The organism is Streptomyces sp. NBC_01012 (assembly GCF_045162755.1).
In the GTDB taxonomy this organism is placed as follows: Bacteria; Actinomycetota; Actinomycetes; order Streptomycetales; family Streptomycetaceae; genus Streptomyces.
Genome location: NZ_CP108688.1, coordinates 7,388,790 through 7,411,009, shown reverse-complemented (window position 1 = coordinate 7,411,009; position 22,220 = coordinate 7,388,790). Strand labels below are relative to the sequence as shown.

Annotated in this window: 16 protein-coding genes and 1 pseudogene; 5 read left to right on the top strand and 12 right to left on the bottom strand. The window is 70.5% G+C overall.

From position 1 onward, the window contains the following. Window positions 1-69 precede the first annotated feature (69 nt). Window positions 70-1,155, bottom strand: coding sequence for an ABC transporter substrate-binding protein (locus tag OG623_RS33045; protein WP_406151276.1), 1,086 nt, complete (start codon window positions 1,153-1,155; stop codon window positions 70-72). A 473-nt stretch (window positions 1,156-1,628) separates the two neighbouring features. On the opposite strand from OG623_RS33045, the gene OG623_RS33040 reads away from it, so the two are divergent. Both OG623_RS33040 and OG623_RS33035 read left to right on the top strand, forming a co-directional pair. Next, entirely contained in the window at window positions 1,629-4,061 is a 2,433-nt protein-coding gene (locus tag OG623_RS33040; RefSeq protein WP_406151275.1) for an RICIN domain-containing protein, read from the top strand. 77 nt (window positions 4,062-4,138) lie between these two features. Next, window positions 4,139-6,490, top strand: coding sequence for an AbfB domain-containing protein (locus tag OG623_RS33035; protein ID WP_406151274.1), 2,352 nt, complete (start codon window positions 4,139-4,141; stop codon window positions 6,488-6,490). A 59-nt stretch (window positions 6,491-6,549) separates the two neighbouring features. On the opposite strand, the gene OG623_RS33030 is transcribed toward OG623_RS33035, so the two are convergent. Continuing rightward, window positions 6,550-7,380, bottom strand: coding sequence for a phytanoyl-CoA dioxygenase family protein (locus tag OG623_RS33030; protein ID WP_406151273.1), 831 nt, complete (start codon window positions 7,378-7,380; stop codon window positions 6,550-6,552). A gap of 197 nt (window positions 7,381-7,577) precedes the next feature. Between OG623_RS33030 and OG623_RS33025 the strand changes: the two genes are divergently transcribed. Then, window positions 7,578-8,597 carry a LacI family DNA-binding transcriptional regulator gene (locus tag OG623_RS33025; RefSeq protein ID WP_406151272.1) on the top strand — a complete coding sequence of 340 codons (1,020 nt, stop codon included), beginning with the start codon at window positions 7,578-7,580 and terminating at the stop codon, window positions 8,595-8,597. A 118-nt stretch (window positions 8,598-8,715) separates the two neighbouring features. Here the strand turns inward: OG623_RS33025 and OG623_RS33020 are convergent. Both OG623_RS33020 and OG623_RS33015 read right to left on the bottom strand, forming a co-directional pair. After that, a pseudogene (locus OG623_RS33020) lies at window positions 8,716-11,412 on the bottom strand (PA14 domain-containing protein); the annotation flags it as partial. Window positions 11,413-11,585: 173 nt separating this feature from the next. After that, window positions 11,586-14,021, bottom strand: coding sequence for a GH92 family glycosyl hydrolase (locus tag OG623_RS33015; RefSeq protein WP_406151271.1), 2,436 nt, complete (start codon window positions 14,019-14,021; stop codon window positions 11,586-11,588). A 225-nt stretch (window positions 14,022-14,246) separates the two neighbouring features. On the opposite strand from OG623_RS33015, the gene OG623_RS33010 reads away from it, so the two are divergent. Beyond that, window positions 14,247-14,990 carry a VOC family protein gene (locus OG623_RS33010; RefSeq protein ID WP_406151270.1) on the top strand — a complete coding sequence of 248 codons (744 nt, stop codon included), beginning with the start codon at window positions 14,247-14,249 and terminating at the stop codon, window positions 14,988-14,990. Window positions 14,991-15,044: 54 nt separating this feature from the next. Here the strand turns inward: OG623_RS33010 and OG623_RS33005 are convergent, their stop codons facing one another. The 4 genes from OG623_RS33005 to OG623_RS32990 form a co-directional block, all read right to left on the bottom strand. Then, entirely contained in the window at window positions 15,045-16,946 is a 1,902-nt protein-coding gene (locus OG623_RS33005; protein ID WP_406151269.1) for a rhamnogalacturonan lyase, read from the bottom strand. A 36-nt stretch (window positions 16,947-16,982) separates the two neighbouring features. Then, window positions 16,983-17,321 (bottom strand): YkvA family protein, encoded by a 339-nt coding sequence (locus OG623_RS33000; RefSeq protein WP_406151268.1) that lies wholly within the window; start codon window positions 17,319-17,321, stop codon window positions 16,983-16,985. A 41-nt stretch (window positions 17,322-17,362) separates the two neighbouring features. Next, on the bottom strand, window positions 17,363-17,620 hold the full coding sequence (locus tag OG623_RS32995) for a WhiB family transcriptional regulator (RefSeq protein WP_406151267.1): 258 nt from the start codon (window positions 17,618-17,620) through the stop codon (window positions 17,363-17,365). 83 nt (window positions 17,621-17,703) lie between these two features. Further along, window positions 17,704-18,573, bottom strand: coding sequence for a helix-turn-helix domain-containing protein (locus OG623_RS32990; protein ID WP_406151266.1), 870 nt, complete (start codon window positions 18,571-18,573; stop codon window positions 17,704-17,706). Window positions 18,574-18,819: 246 nt separating this feature from the next. Between OG623_RS32990 and OG623_RS32985 the strand changes: the two genes are divergently transcribed. Continuing rightward, on the top strand, window positions 18,820-19,224 hold the full coding sequence (locus tag OG623_RS32985; RefSeq protein ID WP_406152113.1) for an ATP-binding protein: 405 nt from the start codon (window positions 18,820-18,822) through the stop codon (window positions 19,222-19,224). A 33-nt stretch (window positions 19,225-19,257) separates the two neighbouring features. Here OG623_RS32985 and OG623_RS32980 read toward each other — a convergent pair whose 3' ends face one another. From OG623_RS32980 to OG623_RS32965, 4 genes are all read right to left on the bottom strand, one after another. Next, a complete protein-coding gene (locus OG623_RS32980; RefSeq protein ID WP_406151265.1) occupies window positions 19,258-19,956 on the bottom strand; it encodes a ribonuclease H in 699 nt (232 codons plus the stop codon). 26 nt (window positions 19,957-19,982) lie between these two features. Beyond that, window positions 19,983-20,774 (bottom strand): SDR family NAD(P)-dependent oxidoreductase, encoded by a 792-nt coding sequence (locus OG623_RS32975; protein ID WP_406151264.1) that lies wholly within the window; start codon window positions 20,772-20,774, stop codon window positions 19,983-19,985. 168 nt (window positions 20,775-20,942) lie between these two features. After that, on the bottom strand, window positions 20,943-21,440 hold the full coding sequence (locus OG623_RS32970) for a peptidylprolyl isomerase (protein WP_406151263.1): 498 nt from the start codon (window positions 21,438-21,440) through the stop codon (window positions 20,943-20,945). Between the two features lie 147 nt (window positions 21,441-21,587). Beyond that, the gene (locus OG623_RS32965) at window positions 21,588-22,076 is read right to left on the bottom strand and encodes a lamin tail domain-containing protein (RefSeq protein ID WP_406151262.1); all 489 of its coding nucleotides are present in this window, start codon (window positions 22,074-22,076) and stop codon (window positions 21,588-21,590) included. Window positions 22,077-22,220: the final 144 nt, after the last annotated feature.

Here is a 22,220-nt window from a genome sequence, read left to right as displayed (position 1 = left end):
GAGGGCCCGGAGCCGCCGTGGCCCGGTGCGGGAGCCACGGCGGCGGGGGCCGTTGTGTTCAGGAGCGGATCAGAACGCCCCGCCGAGCGATTCCTTGGCGTTGGTCTCGTCGTAGGCGCGGTCGGAGATGATGATGTTCTCCGGGATCTCCTCGCCGTCGTAGAACTTCTGGGCGGTCGCGAAGGCCAGGGGGCCGAAGCGGGGGTTGGACTCGATGACGGCGTTGTACTCGCCGTTCACCACGGCCTGGACGGCGCTACGGGTGCCGTCGACCGAGACGATCTTGACGTCCTTCCCGGGCTTCTTGCCGTTCGCCTTCAGCGCGGTGAGGGCGCCGAGTCCCATCTCGTCGTTCTCCGCGTAGACGGCGGTGATGCCGGGCTTGGACTGGATGAGCTGCTCCATGACCTGCTGGCCCTTGTCACGGGCGAAGTCACCGGTCTGCTGGGCGACGATCTCGATACCGGGCGCCTCGGCCTTGATCTGGTCGACGAAGCCCTTGGTGCGGTCGGTGGTCGTGTTGTTGCCCGACGTGCCGAGGAGGATCGCCACCTTGCCCTTGCCGTCGGTCGCCTTGATCATCGCGTCCGCCGCCCGCTTGCCCTGCTCGACGAAGTCGGAGCCGAGGAAGGAGACATAGTCCTTGCAGGCCGTGGAGTTGAGCTCACGGTCGATGGTGAGGACGGGCACCTTCTTCGCCGCAGCGGCCTTGAGCGCCGGCTCCAGGCCGTCGGAGTTCAGCGGGGCGACGATGAGGAACTGGGCGCCCTGCGACAGCATGTCCTGGATGTCGCTGATCTGCTTGGACAGCTGCGACTGCGCGTTGGTGGTGAGCAGCTTCTTGACGCCGACCTTCTTGGCCTCGTCCTTGATCGACTGGGTCTCGGCGATACGGAACGGGTTGGCCTCCTTCTCCGACTGGGAGAAGCCGACCACGGCGTCCTTGAGGTCGAGCTTGGGCGCGCCGTAGCTCTGCAGGGAACAGCCGGGGCCCGAGGCGGCCTCGGGGGACTTGGCCTCCTGCGCCCCCTGGCTGCTGTCACCGCTCGCGCTGTCCGAGCTCTCCGACTTGGAGCAGCCGGAAGCGGCCAGCGTGGCGGTGGCGGCCAGCAGGCAGGCCGCGGCGAGGGTACGGGATCGACGCTGGATCATCATGCGCGGGACGCTCCTTGGCGGGGTGACGGCACACCGTTCGGCGTGCGGTCGGGCATGGCGGGACAGTGCATCAGCCGGTCAACGGCACTGATGCTTCATCCCTCACGGCCCCCGCTGCGAGCTGCGGAAACTGCGGTCGTGAGGGCTTGTACGGCCTCTCGGCGGCTCGGTTTACAACGTTATATAGGCGGGGTGGCGCAGGCGGCAAGGGAGTTGTCGATGCGTTTCCAAAATGTGTCGCCCCGAGGCGCGGTTCACCGTGCGACGCCCGCGGGGTGGCGGCGCACCAGGTGCCGCACACCCTCTGGACACCGGCATGAGCGCGTGCTGTCATACCGCCGACATCAATTTTCCAACGTTGCACAAGAGTTGTCGTGTCCGCAGGACCGGGGCCCGGCAGCCGTCTCGCCATGCGCCGGTGCCGACCGTCGCCCCGCCCGTGTCCGGCAGAGCAGAAGCGGAGACCCCACACGATGCCACTGAACCGCAGACAACTCATGACGAGTGCCCTGGTCACCGCCGCGGCGGTCACCTCGGCCGGCCGCTGGGCCACCACCGCGACCGCCGCCGGAGGCGTGATGGCGGCCGCCCACGGCGGCCACTACTCCCCGAACGCCGATCCGCTGCACCCGACGGCGTTCCTGAGGCTGCCGCCCGGGCGAATCACCCCCAAGGGCTGGCTCGCCGGCCAGTTGCGGCTCCAGCTGGACGGCCTCTGCGGCCGCTACGAGGAGGTCTCGCACTTCCTCGACTTCGAGGCCTCCGGCTGGGTACGCCCCGCCCTGGACGGCTGGGAGGAAGTCCCCTACTGGCTGCGCGGATACACGGAGCTGGCGATCGTCACCGGTGACGCGACGGCGCTGGCCACCACGCGCCGGTGGATCGACGCGATCCTCACGACCCAGCAGTCCGACGGCTTCTTCGGCCCGAAGGCCCTGCGCACCGCGCTCAACGACGGCCCCGACTTCTGGCCGTACCTCCCCCTGATGCAGGCGCTGCGCTCCTGGCAGGAGTACAGCGACGACAACCGGATCATTCCGTTCCTCAGCAGGTTCTTCCGCTTCATGAACGAGCAGGGCCCCGGCGCGTTCGACACCAGCTGGATCGCCCTGCGCTGGGGCGACGGCCTGGACAGCGTGTACTGGCTGTTCAACCGCACGGGCGACACCTTCCTGCTGGATCTCGCCGACAAGATCCACCGCTACGGCGCGGACTGGGGCGACAACCTGGTCGACCCGCACAACGTCAACATCGCCCAGGGCTTCCGCGAGCCCGCCCAGTACGCCCTGCGCAGCGGCGATGAGCAGGACACCCGGAACACGTACGGGACGTACGCCAAGGCCATGGACGCGTATGGGCAGTTCCCCGGCGGCGGCTTCGCCGGTGACGAGAACGTCCGGGAGGGCCACGGGGACCCCCGGCAGGGCTTCGAGACCTGCGGGATCGTCGAGTTCATGGCGAGCCACCAGCTGCTCACCCGGATCACGGGCGACCCGCTCTGGGCCGACCGCTGCGAGGAGCTGGCCTTCAACTCGCTGCCCGCGTCGCTCGACCCGTCGGGCAGGGCCATCCACTACATCACCAGCGCCAACAGCGTCGACCTCGACGACGTACCCAAGCAGGACCGGCAGTTCCAGAACGGCTTCGCCATGCAGGCGTATCTGCCGGGCGTCGACCAGTACCGCTGCTGCCCGCACAACTACGGCATGGGCTGGCCCTACTTCGTCGGGGAGCTCTGGCTCGCCACCCCGGACGGCGGGCTCGCCGCGTCGATGTACGCCGCCTGCGAGGTCACCGCGAAGGTCGCGGACGGCACGGAGGTCACCTTCACCGAGGAGACCGGCTATCCGTTCACGGACACGGTCACCCTCTCCCTCGCGTCCCCGAAGGCGCTGAGCTTCCCGCTGGTCCTGCGGGTGCCCGCCTGGTGCGCCGAGCCGGAGGTCGAGGTCAACGGCGAGCGGGTGGAAGCCCCCGCGGGACCCGCCTTCACCCGGATCGAGCGCACCTGGTCCGACGGCGACCGGGTCACCCTGCGCCTCCCCCAGCGCACCACCGTGCGCACCTGGGCGGACAACCACGACTCGGTCAGCGTCGACCACGGGCCGCTCACCTACTCCCTGCGCATCGACGAGTCGTACGAACGCATCGGCGGCACCGAGCAGTTCCCGCAGTACGCGGTCCACGCCACCTCCCCGTGGAACTACGGCCTCGTCCTGGACGGCGAGCGGCCGGCCGTCTCCCGGCGCCGCCGTGCCGCCGACGACAACCCCTTCACCCTGGACGGCACCCCGCTGGTCATGACCGCCCGCGCCCGCCGCATCCCCGAGTGGAGCGCCGACGACGAGCACGTGGTGGCGCCCCTGGGACCGAGCCCCGCGCGCAGCACCGAGCCGGTCGAGGAGGTCACGCTCGTCCCGATGGGCGCGGCGCGGCTGCGCATCACGTCCTTCCCGACGGCGAGCCCTGACGCGGCGCCCTGGCTCGCGGACCGCTGGTACCGGATCGGCAACCGCAACTCCGGCAAGGTGCTGGGCGTGGACGGCATGTCGGGCGAGAACAGCGCCCATGTGGTGCAGTTCGCCGACACCGGCACCGCCGACCACCTGTGGCGGCTCGTCGCCAACGGCGACGGCTGGTACCGCATCCGCAACCAGCACTCGGGCAAGGTGCTCGGCGTGGACCTGATGTCCACCGAGGACAGCGCGCACGTCGTCCAGTTCGACGACAACGACACCGCGGACCACCTGTGGCAGCTCGTGCCGGACGGCGAGGGCTGGTACCGCATCCGCAACCGCAACTCGGACAAGGTGCTGGCCGTGGACGGCATGTCCACCGCCGACAGCGCCCACATCGTGCAGTACGCCGACGACGGCACCGCGGACCACCTCTGGCAGCTGCTCTGAGGGACGGTCCACCACTCCGCTCACGCCACCCCCGCGCCGCTCGGCGCCGAGGGGTTCCCCGGAAGGAGTTCCCGCTCATGACATCCGCACCCGCACCACGGGCCCGCACCTGGTGGAGACGGTTGACGGCCGGCGCCGGCCTGCTGGCCCTCCTCGCCACCGCGCTGGTCACGGCGGCGACGGTCCCGGCGACGGCCGCCCCCACGGAGTGGGCCCCGAAGCCCGCGCCGATGACGACGCCCTGGACGGACGAGGTCCCCGTCGACGACCCGCTCCCCGAGTACCCACGCCCCCAGCTCACCCGCCCCGACTGGGCGAACCTCAACGGCATCTGGGACTTCGCGGTGACCGGCCGCGACGACCCCGAGCCCGAGGCGTTCTCCGAGCAGATCAGGGTTCCGTTCGTCGCCGAGTCCTCGCTTTCCGGCGTCAAGCGCAGGATCACCGAGAACGACAAGCTCTGGTACAAGCGCACCTTCACCGTGCCGGCCGACTGGAGCGGCCGACGGGTCGTGCTGAACTTCGGCGCGTCCGACTGGCAGAGCACCGTCTGGGTCAACGGCACCGAGGTCGGCGCGCACAAGGGTGGCTTCGACGCGTTCTCGTACGACATCACACCCCAGCTCGTCGACGGTACGAACACCGTCGTGGTCTCCGTGTACGACCCGACGCAGACCGGTGGCCAGGCCGTCGGCAAGCAGCGGATCAACGAGGTGGACCCGCACGACGGCGGCGGGATCTTCTACACCGCGGCCTCGGGGATCTGGCAGACGGTCTGGCTGGAGCCGGTCGCCGAGTCGCACGTCACGCGCCTGGACATGACACCGGACCTCGACGACAGCACCCTGCGGGTGACGGTGCGGGCGGCTGCCGCCGACGGCCGCAGCGCCCGGGTCACCGTCTCCAGCGGGGACACCGTGGTGGGCACGGCGACCGGTGCGCCCGGTACGGAGATCTCCGTACCCGTGCCGGATCCCCATCTGTGGGACCCGGACGACCCGTTCCTGTACGACGTACGCGCCGAACTGCTCGACGGGACGTCCGTGGTGGACACGGTGGGCAGTTACGCGGGCATGCGGTCCATCGCCGTCGAGAAGACCGACGGGGTCCTGCGCCCGGTGCTCAACGGGAAGTTCGTCTTCCAGACCGGCACGCTCGACCAGGGGTACTGGCCCGACGGCATCTACACGGCGCCCACCGACGACGCCCTCAGGTCCGATCTCCAGGCGCACAAGGACCTCGGGTTCAACATGGTCCGCAAGCACATCAAGGTCGAGCCGCAGCGCTGGTTCTACTGGGCGGACAAGCTGGGCCTGCTCGTCTGGCAGGACATGCCCGCGATGGACACGGACAAGTCCCCCGACGCGGCGGCACGGACCCAGTGGGAGGACGAGTACCACGCGGTCATCGACCAGCACCGCAGCTCACCGTCCCTGGTCATGTGGGTCGACCAGAACGAGGGCTGGGGCCAGTACGACCAGGCCAGGATCGCCGACGAGGTGAAGGCCTACGACCCGTCCCGGCTGGTCGACAACATGAGCGGGGTCAACTGCTGCGGTTCCGTGGACGGCGGCAACGGCGACGTGGTCGACAACCATGTCTACGTCGGGCCGGGCAACACCGCGCCCACCGCGACCCGTGCCGCGGTCCTCGGCGAGTTCGGCGGTCTCGGCTACAAGGTGCCGGACCACGAGTGGTACCCGGGCGGCGGCTTCAGCTACGAGGACCAGCCGAGCACCGAAGCGCTCAACGACCGCTTCGTCGGGCTCATCGACAGCATCCGCGTAGGCCAGCTGCCCGCCGGGCTCTCGGCCTCGGTCTACACGGAGATCACCGACGTCGAGAACGAGGCGAACGGGCTGCTCACCTACGACCGCCAGGTGGTCAAGGTGGACACCGCCCGGGTGAAGGCCGCCAACCAGGCCCTCATCGAGGCGTCGAAGAACCCGGCGCCGCCCGTCACGCTGCCCACCGGCGAGTACGCGTCGCTCCGGGTCACCACACCGGGGTACACCGACAAGTACCTGCGCCACTACGACCAGCTGGCGTTCACCGAGGTGGTGGACGAGGGCAGTGCCGATGTGCTCAAGAGCGACGCCACCTGGAAGGTCGTCACCGGCCTGGCGAACGACAACTGCTATTCGTTCGAGTCCCGCAACTATCCCGGTGAGTACCTGCGTCACCAGGCCTTCCGGGTCCGCCGTGACGCGGACGACGGCTCGGACCTGTTCGACGCCGATGCCACGTTCTGCGCGGTGGCGGGCACGGACGGGGTGAGGCTCTCCAGCGCGAATCTGCCGGGCAGCTATCTGCGCCACATCGATTCCGAGGTGTGGCTTGCCACCCCCGGCGGTGGCCACGCCTGGGACGACGCGGCGACCTTCACCGAGGACACCACCTGGGCGGTGGAGGCACCCTGGGCGCCCTGAGGTGAGCCGGTGGGTCCGGTGCCGGTCCCGTCGGGGCCCGCACCGGACCCATCGGTGGCTCAGGCGTCTCCCATGACCAGGCCCTCGATGGTGTGCTTCTGGACGATGGGGGTCAGCTCCTCCACCACGGGGCACTGCATGTGCGCCCGCACCCGTCCGGGCAGTGAGGCCCAGTACCCCCGGGTCACCGCCATGTCGTGCTGCGCGTCGTTGCCGGCGCCGGGAGCGTCGACGCCCAGGACCAGGACCGGTCGCGCGTCCTGCGAGTGGTTGGCCGTCCCCCGGTGGATCGTCAGGGCGGACCTGGCCGAGATGTCCCCGCGCCTCGGGTACTTGCGTTCGGCGAGTGCGGCGTACCGCGGATAGGTGTCGCGGGGCGGGAACATCCCGTGGCCGAAGCCGGGGTCGTCGTCCCACTGGGTGCCCGGCGCGATCTCGAAGGGGCCCATGTCGTCACGGGTGTCGACCGCGGTGAGGTTGAAGGCGAGCGACGTCAGCCTGCGCCGGTGCCGGGTGGTGTCCGGCATGGGGAAGTCCCGGTGCCAGGGCTGGTTCACCGCTCCGGCCAGCGGGACGTCGAAGCCCAGCTCGACGATCCGGTAGTCGGGCCCGAGGACCGCCTCGGACACCCCACGCACCCAGGGGTGGTCGACCAGGTCCACGAATCCCCTGAGCTGCTCGGGATGTATCTCGACGTAGTAGCGGTGCGGCCCCCGGCCGACCGCTCCGCCCTCCCTGGCGCGCGCCTCGGCGAAGGCCTCGTCGATGTCCTCGCGCATCACGTCGGCCCACCGCGGGGTGAACGCGCCCCGGTGGGCCGTGATTCCGGCGGTGTACAGGTCCTGGACGGCCGCGTCGAAGTCCGCGGCGGGGGTGGTGGCTCGGGGCATGGCGATGGTCCCTTCATCGGCGCAATGCGGCGGGGTACGACGGGACATGCCGTCGGCGCCTTCATGTTGCAACGTTGCAATCATCGTGGCAAGAGTGAGTGCGCACCCTGCTTCGACGGGGCTGTTACGGTGCACAGCGCAAGGGCACGGCACGCCGGCCCGCCCCGTGCGAACCGAGGGACAGGAGCTCACCGACCGTGGCAGCGAGACTCAAGGACGTCGCCCTGCTCGCCGGCGTCTCCGTCCGGACCGTCTCCAATGTCGTGAGCAACACCGCGGCCGTCGCCCCGGCGACGCGTGCCCGGGTCATGGCGGCCGTCGAGGAGCTGGGCTACCGCCCCAACCTCGCCGCCCGTAACCTCCGGCAGGGCCGCACCGGCCTCATCGGGGTGGTCGTGCCCGAGATCCACTCCCCCTACTTCGGTGCGCTGACGGGTCTGCTCATCGACGCGGCGCAGGAACGCGGGTGGACGGTCCTCCTGGAGCGGACCGGTGGGCGCACGGACCTGGAGCGGCGTCTGCTGGACGGCTCGGAGGGGCACCAGGTCGACGGGATGATCGTCAGTCCGTGGTCGACGCCTCCGTCCGAGCTGGCGACGCTCGCGGGCGGTCTGCCGCTCGTCGTCCTGGGTGAGCTGGAGCCGGACGGGGCCATCGACCATGTGGCCCTGGACAATGTGGGAGCGGCGCGCGACGCCACGCGCCATCTGGTCTCGCGGGGCCGTCGGCGCGTCGCCGCTGTCGGCCTCCAGCCGGGCCTCGGGCACGGTACGGCGGAGCTGCGCACCGAGGGCTTCCGGCAGGCGCTGCGTGAAGCGGACCTTGATCCGGCGGCCGAGGTCGAGGTGGCCGATCTGCACCGGACCGAGGGAGCACGCGCCATGCGTGAACTGCTGAGGGTGCCCGGCTTCGTCGACGCGGTCTTCTGCTTCAGCGACGAACTGGCCCTCGGCGCCCTGCGCGTGGCTGCCGAACAGGGTGTCCGGGTACCGGAGGACGTGGCCGTGATCGGGTTCGACGACATCGAGGACGGCCGGTTCGCCACCCCGTCGCTCAGCACGATCGCCCCGGACCGTGAGCAGATCGCCGAACGCGCGGTGCAGTGCCTGACCGAGCGCGTCCTCGGCCGTCTCGACACACTGCCTGCCCGACGGATCGTGGTCCCGCACCGCCTGATGGCCCGTGAGAGCACCGGGGCGGCGCTCCCCCCGAGGTGACATGCTCCGGTTCTGCCGTACGGCCGCCTGTCGCCGTGGCCCATGACGCCGGTGCTCCCGGCAGTGCGGCGCGTGCGCGCACTGCCGGGAGCGGTCTGCGGGGTTCTGCCTCCTACCGGCCCGCGGACGCGCCGGCGGCGATGACCTCCTCGTTGATCGCCCGCACCTTGGCGGGATCGACCTTGATCTCCCGGCGGTCGTACGTCCAGAGACCGTTGAGCTCGTTCTCCAGGTCGGTCACCTGGGTGTAGATGGAGCCGGAGAGCTCCTCGCGGGCCGCGTCCAGGTAGTACGTCCGGGTGTTCTCGACGTACTTGGCGGTCAGGGCGTCCTTGTCGGCGACACCGCTGTAGATCGCGGCCGGCGCACCGGGCCACATGTTCCCGGGCATCCGCAGGGTGAAGCCGCCGTGCTCACCGTCCATCGCGGCCCGGGTCTCGTCCGGGGATGCCGGGTCGGTGTTGTTGTAGTCATGGTGGTCGATGATCTCGCCCTTGCCCGAGTCACCCTTGGAGTCGCAGCAGTTGACACCGCTGTGGGCGTTGACGACCCGGGAGGGGTCCGCGGCCTTGACCTGCTCCGCGATCTTCCCGGTCTCGGTACGGTCCCACTCGCCCCAGCCCTCGTTGAAGACGATCCAGGCGCCGATCGACGGGTAGTTGTGCAGCTGCTCCATCATCTCGGCCCCCTGATCGAGGAAGGCCTTGTGGCCCTTCTCGCCGGTGAGGTTGCCGGAGACGAAGTCCTGCCACACCAGCAGACCCAGCTGGTCGGCGTGGTAGTACCAGCGCGCGGGCTCGACCTTGATGTGCTTGCGGACCGAGTTGAAGCCCAGGTCCTTCTGCGCCTTCAGGTCGAAGACCAGGGCGTCGTCGCTGGGCGCCGTGTTCAGGCCGTCGGGGTAGAAGCCCTGGTCGAGCTGGGCGAGGGAGAAGAACGGCTTTCCGTTGAGCACCAGCTTCTGGTAGCCGCCGACCTCGGCGACCTCCAGGGAACGCATACCGAAGTAGCTGTCCACGCTGTCCTTGGAGCGGCCGTCCTTGAGGGTGACCTCCAGGTCGTACAGGTAGGGGTCGTCCGGGGTCCACAGGTGCTGCTTGGAGACCGGGACACTCAGCTCGCGGTTGGCGGCGCCGGTGACCCGGCCGACGACCTTGCCCTTCTTGTCACGGGCGACCGCGGTGACACGGGCGGACTTCGAGGCGTCCTCGGAGTTGACCGTCAGGGCCAGCCGGCCCTTGTCGATGTCCGGCGTGGTCGTCAGGGAGTCGACGGCGGCCGGAGCGACGGGCTCCATCCAGACGGTCTGCCAGATGCCGGAGGACGCGGTGTAGAAGATGCCGCTCGGGTTGGCGGACTGCTTGCCGGTGGGCTGGTCGGCTCCCGTGGTGTCGGTGACCGCGACCACGATCTCCTGGGGGCCGCTGCCCTTGACCGCGTCCGTGATGTCGGCGCTGAAGGCGGTGTAGCCGCCGGTGTGCTCGGCGACCTGCTTGCCGTTGACCCAGACCCGCGCCTGGTAGTCGACGGCGCCGAAGTTGAGCTTCAGACGGTCGTCGTGGCTCCGCTTGCCGACCGACCAGCTCTTGGGCACGGTGACGAGCTTGCGGTAGAACATGTGGTCTTCGTGGCGCTCGAGCCCGGACAGCTGCGACTCGACGGGGTACGGCACGGTGATGTGCTCGTCGAGCTTCTTGCCGAAGACCGGCTTCTCACCGGCGGCCGCTCCCGCGAACTCCCACTGGCCGTTGAGGTTCTTCCAGTCGTCGCGCACCTGCTGCGGGCGGGGGTACTCGGGCAGCGGGTTCCTGGAGTCGACCTTGTCGCCCCAGGGGGTGGTCAGCCGGTGCGTGGAGAGGTTCTGCGCCCTGCGGCTGATCTCGGGGACGGCCTCCTCGCCGGCCCGCAGGCCGCCCTCACCGTCGTACACGAACTTGACCTGCTGGTCCTTCTGGACGGGCGCGTCCAGGGTGATGTCCAGCGCCTTGGGGTCACCGGGCACCACGGCCGCCGCCTTCACGGGCATCGGAGTGGTGTCCGCCTCGATGGCGAGGTGGTCCTTGATGCCCTCGATGCCGCTGACCTCGTTGTCGAAGGCCGCACGCAGCTTCAGGCCGTCATCGGCGACGGCCAGTCCGACCGGGTAGATCTCGAAGTCGGCGGGCGGGGTGAAGGCGGACTCGGGCACGAGCTGCCGGTCGAGCTCCGCGGACGACCAGCGCAGGAACATGTTCGCCCCGCCCTCGTCCTGGAACATCTCCAGCCGGAACGTGTGCTGTTCACCGGCCTTCAGGGCGACCGGAGCGCTGGTCTGCTCGTTGTCCCAGTCCGGCTCCCAGTGGTCGATGACCGCCTTGTCGTCGATGAAGAGCCGGAAGCCGTTGTCCCCGATGGCGGCGAAGGTGTAGTCGCCGTCCGCCGGGGCCTCGATCTGTCCCGTCCAGCGGGCGGTGGCGTTCTCGGCGTGGCCGGTGGCCGACTCGAACGCACCGGTCAGGTTGGGGAAGTTGATGTCCGGGTCGAGGGCGGTCGCACCGAGCTCGGCGAAGTCACGGGCGCCGGGCTCGGACATGGCGAAGTACTCGCCCTTGAGGCCGTGCACCTCGGTGGACGGGTCCTCCTTCACGGACGCCGAAGCGGAGGCGGCTCCTTCGGCGGGAGCGGAGGCGGCGGCCGGGACCATGGTGGCCCCGACGGGCAGCAGCAGCGCCGCCGTACAGGCGAGCGTTCTCAAGAGGGTGCGGGGGCGGGCAAGTTGTCGTATCAAGGCGTCGTCCTCGTCGAAGAAGCCGAAGTGCTCCGGACCGCGAAGCACTGCACATAGTCGAACATTGAGCCACAGCCTCAAACACCTGACAACGGTCGTGCACACAGAATTTTCAACGATAGAAAAACGAGACCCCTCCCGACGGCGTTCGCCGGACGCACGGAGCCCGGCGAGCGGCGTCGCGCCGCCCACCGGGCTCCGGAACAGGGCCTGTCGGTGTACTACTGCGGAAGACCCGCAGGCCCCGTGGCCCAGGAGGTGTTCGGCTCGTCGGCGAGCCGGTAGGTCAACGACCCTCCGCGGGTGACCAGTCGGGCATCGGTCCACGACCTGTCACTCGTGCGCCCGTCGACCTTGACGCCGTCGATGTACGGATGTGTCGCGTCCGCCTGCGGGGCGCTGATCCGGATGTCCCCGCCCTGCGGCCGGTCGAGCACCGCGGCCGGGAACAGCGGCGCCCCGAGCAGCATGGTGGCGCTGCCCGGCGTCTGCGGATAGAGGCCGAGCGCCGAGAAGACGTACCAGGCCGACATCGTGCCCAGGTCGTCGTTGCCGGGCAGACCGGCGGGACCGGTCCCGTAGACCGTGTTCACGATCTCACGCACGGTCTCCTGCGTCTTCCACGGCTGCCCCAGGGCGTTGTAGAGCCACGGGGCGTGGATGCCTGGCTCGTTGGTCGGGTCGTAGCGCAGCGAGTCGCCGCCCTTGACCGACCATGAGCCGTCCTCCTTGTGGAAGAAGCCGTCCAGCCGCTCCGCCGCCACGTCCCTGCCGCCCATGGCCTCGGCCAGGCCCTGCACGTCCTGCGGGACCATCCAGGTGTACGTGGCGCTGGTCCCCTGCGCGAAGCCCGTGTCGCTGCCCGGGCTGAAGGGGGTCACCCAGGAACCGTCGAGGTTGCGGGCCTGGATGTAGCCGGTGGTGCCGGCGCCGTCCGTGGCCTCGGGATTGTAGACGTTGCGCCACCACAGGCCGCGCTCCTCGAAGGACTTGGCCTCCTCGTCACGTCCGAGCAGCCGGGCCCATCGGCCGAGAGCGGCGTCGGCGACCGCGTCCTCCAGGGTCTCGGCGGCACCGCCCCAGCAGTGGCAGACGTCCTGGGCGGCGTAGTGGGAGTCCAGGTACTGGGCCAGGTTGGGCCGCTGGCCGGTGCACTGGCCGGGGCATCCGGCGTCGGAGAGACCGTCCTCGTGGGGCACCGTGGCCTGGCGGGCCAGGGACTCGAAGGCGCCCTCGTAGTCGAAGTTGCGTACGCCCATCGCGTAGAACGTGGCGAGGGTGGCGGCCGTCGGGTCGCCCGTCATCACATGAGTGGCGCCGTTGACGTGCACCCAGCGGTCCCAGACGCCGTCGTTCTGCTCGGAGAAGTTGTAGAGCGACTGGGCGAAGTCGCCCGCGATCTTCGGTTTGAGGAGAGCGAGCAGCTGGATCTGGGCGCGGTACTGGTCCCAGCCGGAGAAGTTGCTGTACTGCGCCTTCTGACCGCGCGTCACGCGGTGCGGCTTCCCGTCCATGCCGGGGTAGCGGCCGTCGGTGTCGCTGATCAGGTTCGGCTGCATCAGCGAGTGGTACAGCGCGGTGTAGAACGAGGTGCGCTGCGCCTCGCTGCCGCCGCCGACGCGCGCGGAGGACAGCTCGCGGTCCCAGGCCGCGGATCCGGCCCGTGCGATGTCGTCGACGCTGTCCCTCGGGGAGATCTCCTCGCGGAGATTGGCCTCGGCGCCCTCCTGGCTGACGTAGGAGATCCCGATCCGCATACGGACGTCGTCGTCGGCCGAGGTGTCGAAGCCGACCCAGCCGCCGGAACCCCGGCCCGCGCGGTCGTCCCCCGTGGCGTACCCCTCGCCGCCGCTTCCGGTGGTCGCGCCCGGCGCGAGGGTGTCGTCCCGCCAGGTGCCGGTGGAGGAGAAGGCGCGGTCGAAGGAGGCGGTGAAGTAGAGCCGGTAGTAGCTCTTGCGGTTGTTGGTGCCGCCGTTGGCGCGGCGACCGCAGAAGGCGCCGGTGAGCACCGACCCGGTCACCTTGCGGTGCGCGGTGTCGATGTTGATCTCGGCGTCCTCGCTGCCGTTCAGGGAGTTGGACACCCGGAAGAGCAGATTGGCGGGCTTGTCCGCCGGGAAGCTGAAGTCCGCGACGCCCGCGCGCTCGCTCACGGCCAGGTCCGCGGTGGCGCCGGACTCGAGGCCGACGGTGTAACGGCCGGCCACGGCGCGCTCGTCGTCGTGCGAGAAGTCGGACGCGTAGACGGCGTCCTTCGTGTCGGCGGACGGCGACGAGGTGATGTCGCCGACGATCGGCATGATCGGGACATCACCGGCGGCGCCGGGGTCGCACCCGGCTCCGTTGACATGGGTGAGGCTCAGGCCGCGCATCCGGGTCACCCCGTGCTCGTAACCGTTGGCAGCCCCGGTGCTCGTCTGGTCGCCCTTGGTGCTGGTCGGCGACCAGGCCATCATCCCGTACGGACGGACCGCGCCGGGGTAGGTGTTGCCGCCGTTCGACGTGCCGATCATCGGGTCCACATAGGCGGTGGGCCGGGTGACGAGCGCCTCGGCCTGGGCGGCCGGCGGCATGACGGCGCCGGCGAGCGCGCCGGTGATGACGATCGCGGCGGCCCGTGCGGCGAGGCGCCGGGCCGGGGACAGTCTGGAGGGCATGTTCTCGGAAACCTCCGACAGAGTTGGACAACGTTGTCAACGCCGTTCGGAGTGCGACGCCGCATCGTTGATCGATTCGGCCCGAGCGTAGATCCCCACGGCGTGCCTGGGAATGCCGCGGACCGATCCGACCGGTGAACTACCGGTGAACGCGGTTCGGGAACCGAGTCGCTGGGATGATGGTGACCGCCTGCCGACGGGACCGGCCGGCAGCAGAGGAGCGAAATGATCCGCTGGACCCACGCCTTCGTCGACCGCCCCGCGCCGGCCGCCGGCCGCGCCGCCGCCTTCTGGAGTGCGGTCACCGGAACCCACGCCTCCGCCCCGTGGGGCGAGCGGGGCGAATTCACCACCCTGGTCCCGGAGGAGGCCGATGCCTGCCTGGTGGTCCAGGCGGTGGGCGGAGCGGGCGGAGCCCATCCCGATCTCGCCGTCGAGGACATCGGCGCCTTCACCGCACGGGCCCGTCTGCTGGGAGCCGATGAGGAGGCCGGACGCCCCGGACTGGCCGTCCTGCGCTCCCCCGGCGGCCAGCCCTTCTGTGTGGTGCCCTGGCGCGGCAGCCGGAGGCGGCCGCCCGTCCTCGTCGACGCCGACGGGACCCGGAGCCGTCTCGACCAGCTCTGCCTCGATGTGTCACCGGCCGCGTTCGAGGCCGAGGTCGCCTTCTGGACGGCGTTGACGGGCTGGGACTCCCGCCCCGGCGTGCACCCCGAATTCCGTACGCTCCGCCCGCCCCCGGAATCGGCTGTCGATGCGCCCGTCCATCTGCTCCTCCAGCGGCTGACGGAGCCCCGCGCCGCCTCGGGCCATCTGGATCTGGCCTGCTCGGATCTGGCGGCCGGCCGGGCACGACACGAGCGGTACGGTGCGCGGTTCGTGCGCGACGGCGACGGCTGGACCGTGATGCGGGACCCGGCGGGCGGGGTCTACTGCCTCACCGGGCGTGATCCCGGGACGGGCGAGTAGGCGGCCGGGGCTGCCGCGCCCCCGGGGGTGCGGCAGCCCTTCGGCGTGTGCGCGCTACGGCGTCGTGATGCTGGGCCGGGGCGCGGTCGCCATCCCGTCGCCGATGGCGAAACTGGGATGCGGCGGCTGGTTGTAGGCGGTGTTCTGCCAGGCCAGCGCTGTCCGGTACATGGTGTCGTGGAGCAGTGTGGTGATCCTGGTGTCCGTCTCGTACGGCGTGGAGTAGATCCGCAGCGCCGTGTTGTTCGTGGTCGGCCAGACGACTTCCTCGCGCCAGTCGCCGAAGAGGTCGCCGGAGAGCGCGGGCGTGGCCTTGGTGCCGTTGTTGGAGTGGACGGATGATCCGGTCAGCAGACGGGTGTCGGACGATGGGCCGTACTTGTCGATATGGGTGTCGTCGAGCAGCTCCCGGGTCGTGTCGCCGTCCCACCACGCGAGGAAGTTGGTGCTGGACGGCTTGTGGCTGCTGACGGTGTCGCCGTTCGGGCCCCGCAGACCGGAGACGGCGGACGACCAGGACTCGGCGCCCGGGCTTCCCGACCAGATGTCACCGGACACACCGCGTCCGTTGTCGCCGTTGGCCGACGTGGACCAGAGGATCTGGCCGGTGGCGGCGTCCGCCATCCAGGAGGACGGCTTCGAGCTGTCCTCGTCGACCTTGAACTCCTCAAGTCCTGGCCTCGACGGATCGAGGTCCCCCACGTGCATGGCGTCGCCGTGGCCGTTCTTCGTCGTCCACAGTCCACGGCCGTCGTCGTCCACGGCCATCGCGCCGTAGATGATCTCGTCCTTGCCGTCACCGTCCGCGTCGGCGACGGACAGCTGGTGGTTGCCCTGACCGTCGTATCCCTTGCCGGAGTTGGTCGAGCTGTCGGTGTCGAAGGTCCAGCGCCTGGTGAAGGCTCCGTCCCGCCAGTCCCAGGCCGCGATGACACTGCGCGTGTAGTAGCCGCGCGCCATGATCAGGGACGGCCTGCTGCCGTCCAGATAGGCCGTGCCGGCGAGGAAGCGGTCGACACGGTTGCCGTAGGAGTCGCCCCATGAGGAGACCGTGCCGCGTGCCGGGACGTAGTCGACGGTGCCCATCGCCGCGCCGGTGTTCCCGTTGAACATGGTCAGGAACTCCGGGCCCGACAGGACGTATCCGGAGGAGTTGCGGTAGTCGGCGGACGAGCTGCCGATCACCTGTCCCGCGCCGTCGACGCTGCCGTCGGCGGTCTTCATCGCCACCTCGGCCCGGCCGTCACCGTCGTAGTCGTACACCTGGAACTGGGTGTAGTGCGCGCCGGAGCGGATGTTGCGCCCGAGGTCGATCCGCCAGAGCCGGGTGCCGTCGAGACGGATCCCGTCGATGATCGTGTTGCCGGTGTAGCCGGACTGGGAGTTGTCCTTGGCGTTGGTGGGCTGCCACTTCAGTACGAAGTCGAGGGCGCCGTCGCCGTCCAGGTCGCCGACGGACGCGTCGTTGGCCTCGTAGGTGTAGGCGACCCCGTCGGGCGTCGTCCCACCCGCGGGCGGGCTGATGGGCACGTCCTTGTATCCGCCGCGGAACTGGATCGCGTGCACGGAGTCGCTCTGCTCCACGCCGTCGACGACCGCGCGGACCGTGTAGTCGGCGGAGTCGGGCGCGTCGGGGTGGAAGTAGTTCGTCGAGTCCGTGACCGGCGCGTCGTTGACCTTGGTGCCCGCCCGGTAGACGTTGAACGACACGTCGTCGGGGTCGGTGCCCAGCCAGCGCCAGCTGACGAAGTTCCCGCCGTCGGTGTGCACGCTCACGACGCCGCGGTCCAGCGCCTCGGCCTGCCGGGCGGTGGCGGCCTGCGAGGAGGGGCCGAGTGCGACGAGCCCGCCGGCGGCGAGCAGCCCGGCCAGGAGAGCGCCGGTCAGCGCCCGGGTTCGGGTGATACGACGTCTGCGGCGGGGGCGGGAATCGGAGTGGGGAAGCAGAGGCTCCACGAGAGGCACCTTCGGCAGGGGACGGCTTACGCCCCCTCAGTTGCTCCCGGACGCCGAAAGGTTGCCGCCTGGTTCCGCCTGTGTCACGGCGTGCTTGCCGCGGCCCGCGCCCACCGCGTGCGCCGCGGAGTGCAGCGAGCGCAGGGCGATCAGCAGGAAGCCGATGTCGTCGAGGTAGACCGGGTCGGGCAGGAGGTCGACGGGCGACACGGTGTAGATCACCGAGGCCCATACGAGCGCCTTGTTGTGCAGGGGGATGCCCGCGTCGACCAGGAGCCTCCTGGCCCGGATCACGCGCACCAGCAGGACGGCCGCCGCACCCGCCATGAGCAGGAGCGCGCACACGCCGATGAGGAGCCAGACCGAGATGTCCATGGCTCATCGTCTCCTGGCGGGGCGTCGGGAGTGCGGAGGCCTCACCCGTGGCTCCTGGCGTGCTGCCGGGCGCGACGGCGCCTCAGCGCACGGCGTTCGTCCTCGTCCGTTCCTCCCCAGACGCCCGCGACCTGGCCCTTCTCCAGCGCCCATGCCAGGCACCGCTCCTGTACGGGGCAGGCCCCACAGACGGCCTTGGCCTCCTGTGTCTGTAGAAGCGCGGGGCCGCCGCTGCCGATGGGGAAGAACAGGTCGGGGTCCTCCTCGCGGCATGCCGCGTGCGTACGCCAGTCGTCCACGTCTCTCACTCCTCTTCATGGTTCCGGGTCGCGCACTGTGCGCGTGACCGTCATCCGGCGTTCGAAACCACGCGGGCCGGCCTTCAGGGGTTTCCGGCGGGCCGGCCGGCCCCCGGCAGGGGTGATCCCGGCAGCGACGCCCCCGGGTGCGGCGCCGCCGCGCACGCGCTGTCCAGCCGGATGCGGTAGTCCATCACCGCGGCGGGGTCGTCGATGATGTCCACCCGGGCCCCCGCGTTCTCCAGCACCGCGCGGTCGCCGATCTCCGGGGCGGGTACGCGCAGCAGATGCAGCGCCGGGACCCCGGTCATGGGATGCGGCGGGTAGTCGAGGGGCATCACCTGCACCGTGAGGTGCCGGCGCTGAGCGGCCTCGTCGAGCGCCGCCCGCTGCTCCGCCATCACGGCCGGGCCGCCGACGGTGGTGTGGAGCGCGGCGGCCGGCATCAGGGCCCAGAGGGCGGCTCCACGGGCCTCGATGCGGCGCTGCCGCTCCGCCAGCAGTTCCAGGTGCCTGGCGCCCGGCGACGGCGGATCGGGGTCGAGGCTCCGGCGCAGGGCCGCCTCGTACGCCGGGGTGCGCAGCAGCTCGGGGACCAGAGCGGGGTGCCAGGTGCGGACGAGTGCGGCGGAGGACTCGATGCCGATGACCTCCTGCTGCCAGGGCTCCAGCACATCCCGCCAGGCGTGCCACCAGCCCGGCAGGTTCGCGGCGGCGATGCCCGCCATGATCGGCTCGGCCTCCGCTTCGGACACCGCGTAGCACTCCAGGAGGACGCGGACCTGATGGGCGTCGAGTCCGGTCTCGGCGCGCTCGATGCGCCGGACCGTGGCCGGATGCGCACCCAGCGCCACGGCTGCCGCCTGGAGGCTGACGCCCGCGTGCTGCCGCAGCTTCCGCAGGCGTGCCGCGAGCACACGGTGCTCGACGGTGGGGCCGGACCGGGGCCTCATCGATTTGCCTCTCTTTCGGGCCCGAAACCGTGGTGGTTCTGAGCGGTATCGACGCCGATTCGGAACCATCCTGACATTCTGCCTCTTGCAAAGTATGCACTTTGCACGGAGAGTACGTACATGTCGGAAATAGTCACGTGCGCGCGTCCGACCCTGGAGGCATCGGGCGGGCGGAGCGCACAGAGCTGGTGGATCCCCCGTCTCCCCCGGGGCGTGCCCGTGGCCAGGCACCGTGTACAGCAAGCCATGCGGGGCTGGGGAGAACCGGACGAGCGCGTCGAGGCGGCGGCTCTGGTCATGACCGAGCTGGTCACGAACGCGGTGGAGCACACCGCGGGCCGGCGCATCCGGTGCCGTCTGCTGCGCACGCCCGGAAGGATCCGGATCTGCGTCTGGAACCGCGGCCGGCGGCACATACCCGAGCTGCCCGGCCCACGGGCCGAGCAGCCGTCCGACGCCCCGCCCGAGGAACTGCACGGCACGGAGGGCCCCGGACCTGTGACCCTCGACGGACCGGACGGCATGGACGACGGCTTCAGCCTGGCGTCGGTGGCCGAGGACGGACGGGGTCTGATGCTGGTGGACACGCTCGCGACCCGCTGGGGTACGCGCACCAGCGTGTCCGGCCGGCTCGTCTGGGCCGATATCTGACGACCCCGGGACGGGACCGCGAGCGGCGGTGACTCAGACGAGCGCCGTCCGGCACTCCGGGTGTCCCCAGCCGTTGGGATTCTTGGCGATCATGTCCTTGGCCGCGTACGGCTTCCCGCAGTGGCACCGGCCCGCGAACTTCGCCCGGATCGTGCCACCGGAACGCGCCTTGCCGGCGGAGCCTCCCGCGGCCCCACTCTTCACGGCGCCTGCCGTCCGGCCCTTCGTCGAGCGGGCGGGAGCGGGGACGGGCAGGCCGGTCGCGCCGTACGCCGTCCCGGCGGCCTGCTGCGAGACGGCCACCTCACTCGCGGCCTGGTCGGCCAGCGCGTTGAGCGGATCTCCGTCCACCTGGTGGGCGGGCACATAGCGGAACGTCACAGCGCGGCTGCTCAGCAGCTCGTCGATGCCGACCACCAGCTCCCGGTTGGCGACCGGCTTGCCCGCCGATGTCTTCCAGCCGTTGCGCTTCCACCCCGGCAGCCACTTGGTCACCGCGTTCATCGCGTACTGCGAGTCCATGCGCACCTCGACGGGCACGCCCGGATCGGTCGACCTCAGCAGCTCCAGCAGGGCGGTGAGCTCGGCGACGTTGTTGGTGGCGGTGCCCAGCGGGCCCGCTTCCCAGCGCAGGGGGTTCCCCTGGTCGTCGGCCACGACCCATGCCCAGGCCGCAGGTCCCGGATTTCCCTTCGATGCCCCGTCACACGCGGCGATGATGCGCTCGTTCATGCCCCTGATCATGCCAGCCCCGGCGCTCAGGGCACGATCGAGTCGACGTACCCGCCGTCCACCCGCATGGCCGCACCCGTGGTGGCCGACGCCTGCGGCGAGCTGAGGTAGACGACGAGGTTCGCGATCTCCTCGGGCTCGATCAGCCGCTGGATCAGGGACTGCGGACGGTGCAGGCGCATGAACTCGCGCTGGGCCTCGTCCCACGGAAGATCACCCACGAGCTCGCGTACGAAGTCCTCGACCCCGCCGGTGTGTGTGGGCCCGGCGATCACCGAGTTCACGGTCACCCCGGTACCGGCGGCCTCCTTGGCGAAGCCGCGGGAGACGGCGAGCAGGGCGGTCTTCGACATGCCGTAGTGGATCATCTCGGCGGGGATGACGATCGCGGAGTCGCTCGCGATGTTCTGTACGCGCCCCCACCCCCGCTCGGTCATGCCGGGCAGATAGCGGCGGATCAGGCGCGCCGCACTGAGGACGTTGGTGTCGAAGTAGGTGCGCCACTCCTCGTCGGTGATCTCCAGCGGCGGCCTGGAGCCGAAGATGCCGAGGTTGTTGACGAGGATGTCCGCGTCGGGCACCGCGGCGCCGAGCTCCGCTGCCCCCTGCTCCGTGGCGAGGTCACAGGTGACCGTGAGGACGTCGGCGTCCGGCTCGGTGCGGCGCAGTACGTCCGCCGCGTCGTCGAGCCGGGCCCGGCCTCGTCCGGTCAGCACGACACGCGCTCCGGCGCCGGCCAGTCCGGTGGCGATGGCGAGCCCGATGCCCTGCGAGGAGCCGGTCACGACAGCCGTCCTGCCGGCGAGATCGATGCGCACCCTGCGGTCCTTCCGTCCGTGTCCCGCACGCTGCGGGGCCTTCACCCTCGCACTCCCCCGCCCGGGACGCCTTCCGGCTGTCCGCCGCCGGGTCCGCCCCCGGAACGGGGCCGATGCGGCGCGGGGCCCCCGGCCAGGACGAACCGGCCGGGAGCCCCGTCGCACGGCTCAGAGAACGCCGGACTCGGAGACGGCGATCTTCGCCTTGGTCGTGCCGGTCGAGGAACCGAGCGACTCGATCTTGCGGACGAGCTCCATGCTCGGCTCGTCGGCGACCTCACCGAAGACGACGTGCTTGCCGTCCAGCCACGGGGTGACGACGGTCGTGATGAAGAACTGCGAACCGTTGGTGTTCGGGCCCGCGTTGGCCATCGAGAGCAGACCCGGCTTGTCGTGCTTCAGCGTGAAGTTCTCGTCCGCGAACTTCTCGCCGTAGATGCTCTTGCCGCCGGTGCCGTTGCCCCGGGTGAAGTCACCGCCCTGGAGCATGAATTCCGGGATGACGCGGTGGAACGGCGAGCCCGCGTAGCCGAAGCCCTTCTCGCCGGTGGCGAGCGCGCGGAAGTTCTCCGCGGTCTTGGGGGTCACGTCGTCGAAGAGGTTGAACACAATCCGCCCAGCGGGCTTGTCGTCGATGGTGATGTCGAAAAACGCCTTGATGGTCATGAGTCCATCCTGACATCAACCGGCACCTCCCGATGCACGGCCCCCGCCCCGCACGGGCCGCGCGTCGCACGCGTACGGCGTACCACGGCGTGAGCCGTGGTACGCCGTTCCGGTCAGGGAGAACGCCGCTTCCCCCTGCCGGTGTCCTCAGCGGTTGCCGCGGTGACCGCCGGCGCGGTGCCGGCCCCAGGACTCGGAGTCGACCTTGCGTCCGCGGTTGTCGCGGAGGGTGGCGGTGTCCCTGCTGTCCCACACGTGGGCGCGACGGTTCTGGTAGACGTCGTGCCGGGTGTCACGGCCGGAGCCGGTGTGGACACGGACGGAGGAGCGGCCGGCCAGCCGCAGGTCGAAGGTGTACGAGCGGCGGCTCTCGTCGGTGAGCGTCCAGCCCCGGAGGTTGACGGCGTGGCGGCCGGTGTTGGTGACGGTGACCCACTCGGCGTTCAGGCTCCGGTTGGAGCCGTTGGCACGGCCGGGGCTCGCGTGCTGGATCTTGCCCAGGACGACCGCCGGGCGCGGCGCCGGCCGGTTGTGACCGTGGTCCCGGCCATCGGCCGTGGCCGGCAGGGCTGCTGCGGCGAGCAGGGCACCCGAGGCGAGAACGGTGGCGGTGATCCGTCGTGCGGAACGGGACATGGAAACCCCTCATCATGCGGGCCCGGAAGGGAGCCGGGCGTCTTTCCGATCCCGGCGTCATGCCGGGAACGCACACTTTGTCCGGCTTCCGGGTCGGCCGGAAGGCGCCCTGGTCCACGTGACGAAACACGGACATCTCTGTCA

Bases quoted from the DNA above. Each gene is read 5' to 3' on its own strand.
- OG623_RS33040 (WP_406151275.1), top strand. From the start codon at position 1,629: ATGCCACTGAACCGCAGACAACTCATGACGAGTGCCCTGGTCACCGCC.
- OG623_RS33045 (WP_406151276.1), bottom strand. From the start codon at position 1,155: ATGATGATCCAGCGTCGATCCCGTACCCTCGCCGCGGCCTGCCTGCTG.
- OG623_RS33030 (WP_406151273.1), bottom strand. From the start codon at position 7,380: ATGCCCCGAGCCACCACCCCCGCCGCGGACTTCGACGCGGCCGTCCAG.
- OG623_RS33000 (WP_406151268.1), bottom strand. From the start codon at position 17,321: ATGGACATCTCGGTCTGGCTCCTCATCGGCGTGTGCGCGCTCCTGCTC.
- OG623_RS32965 (WP_406151262.1), bottom strand. From the start codon at position 22,076: ATGTCCCGTTCCGCACGACGGATCACCGCCACCGTTCTCGCCTCGGGT.
- OG623_RS33015 (WP_406151271.1), bottom strand. From the start codon at position 14,021: ATGCCCTCCAGACTGTCCCCGGCCCGGCGCCTCGCCGCACGGGCCGCC.
- OG623_RS32970 (WP_406151263.1), bottom strand. From the start codon at position 21,440: ATGACCATCAAGGCGTTTTTCGACATCACCATCGACGACAAGCCCGCT.
- OG623_RS32985 (WP_406152113.1), top strand. From the start codon at position 18,820: ATGCGGGGCTGGGGAGAACCGGACGAGCGCGTCGAGGCGGCGGCTCTG.
- OG623_RS33035 (WP_406151274.1), top strand. From the start codon at position 4,139: ATGACATCCGCACCCGCACCACGGGCCCGCACCTGGTGGAGACGGTTG.
- OG623_RS32980 (WP_406151265.1), bottom strand. From the start codon at position 19,956: ATGAACGAGCGCATCATCGCCGCGTGTGACGGGGCATCGAAGGGAAAT.
- OG623_RS32990 (WP_406151266.1), bottom strand. From the start codon at position 18,573: ATGAGGCCCCGGTCCGGCCCCACCGTCGAGCACCGTGTGCTCGCGGCA.
- OG623_RS33010 (WP_406151270.1), top strand. From the start codon at position 14,247: ATGATCCGCTGGACCCACGCCTTCGTCGACCGCCCCGCGCCGGCCGCC.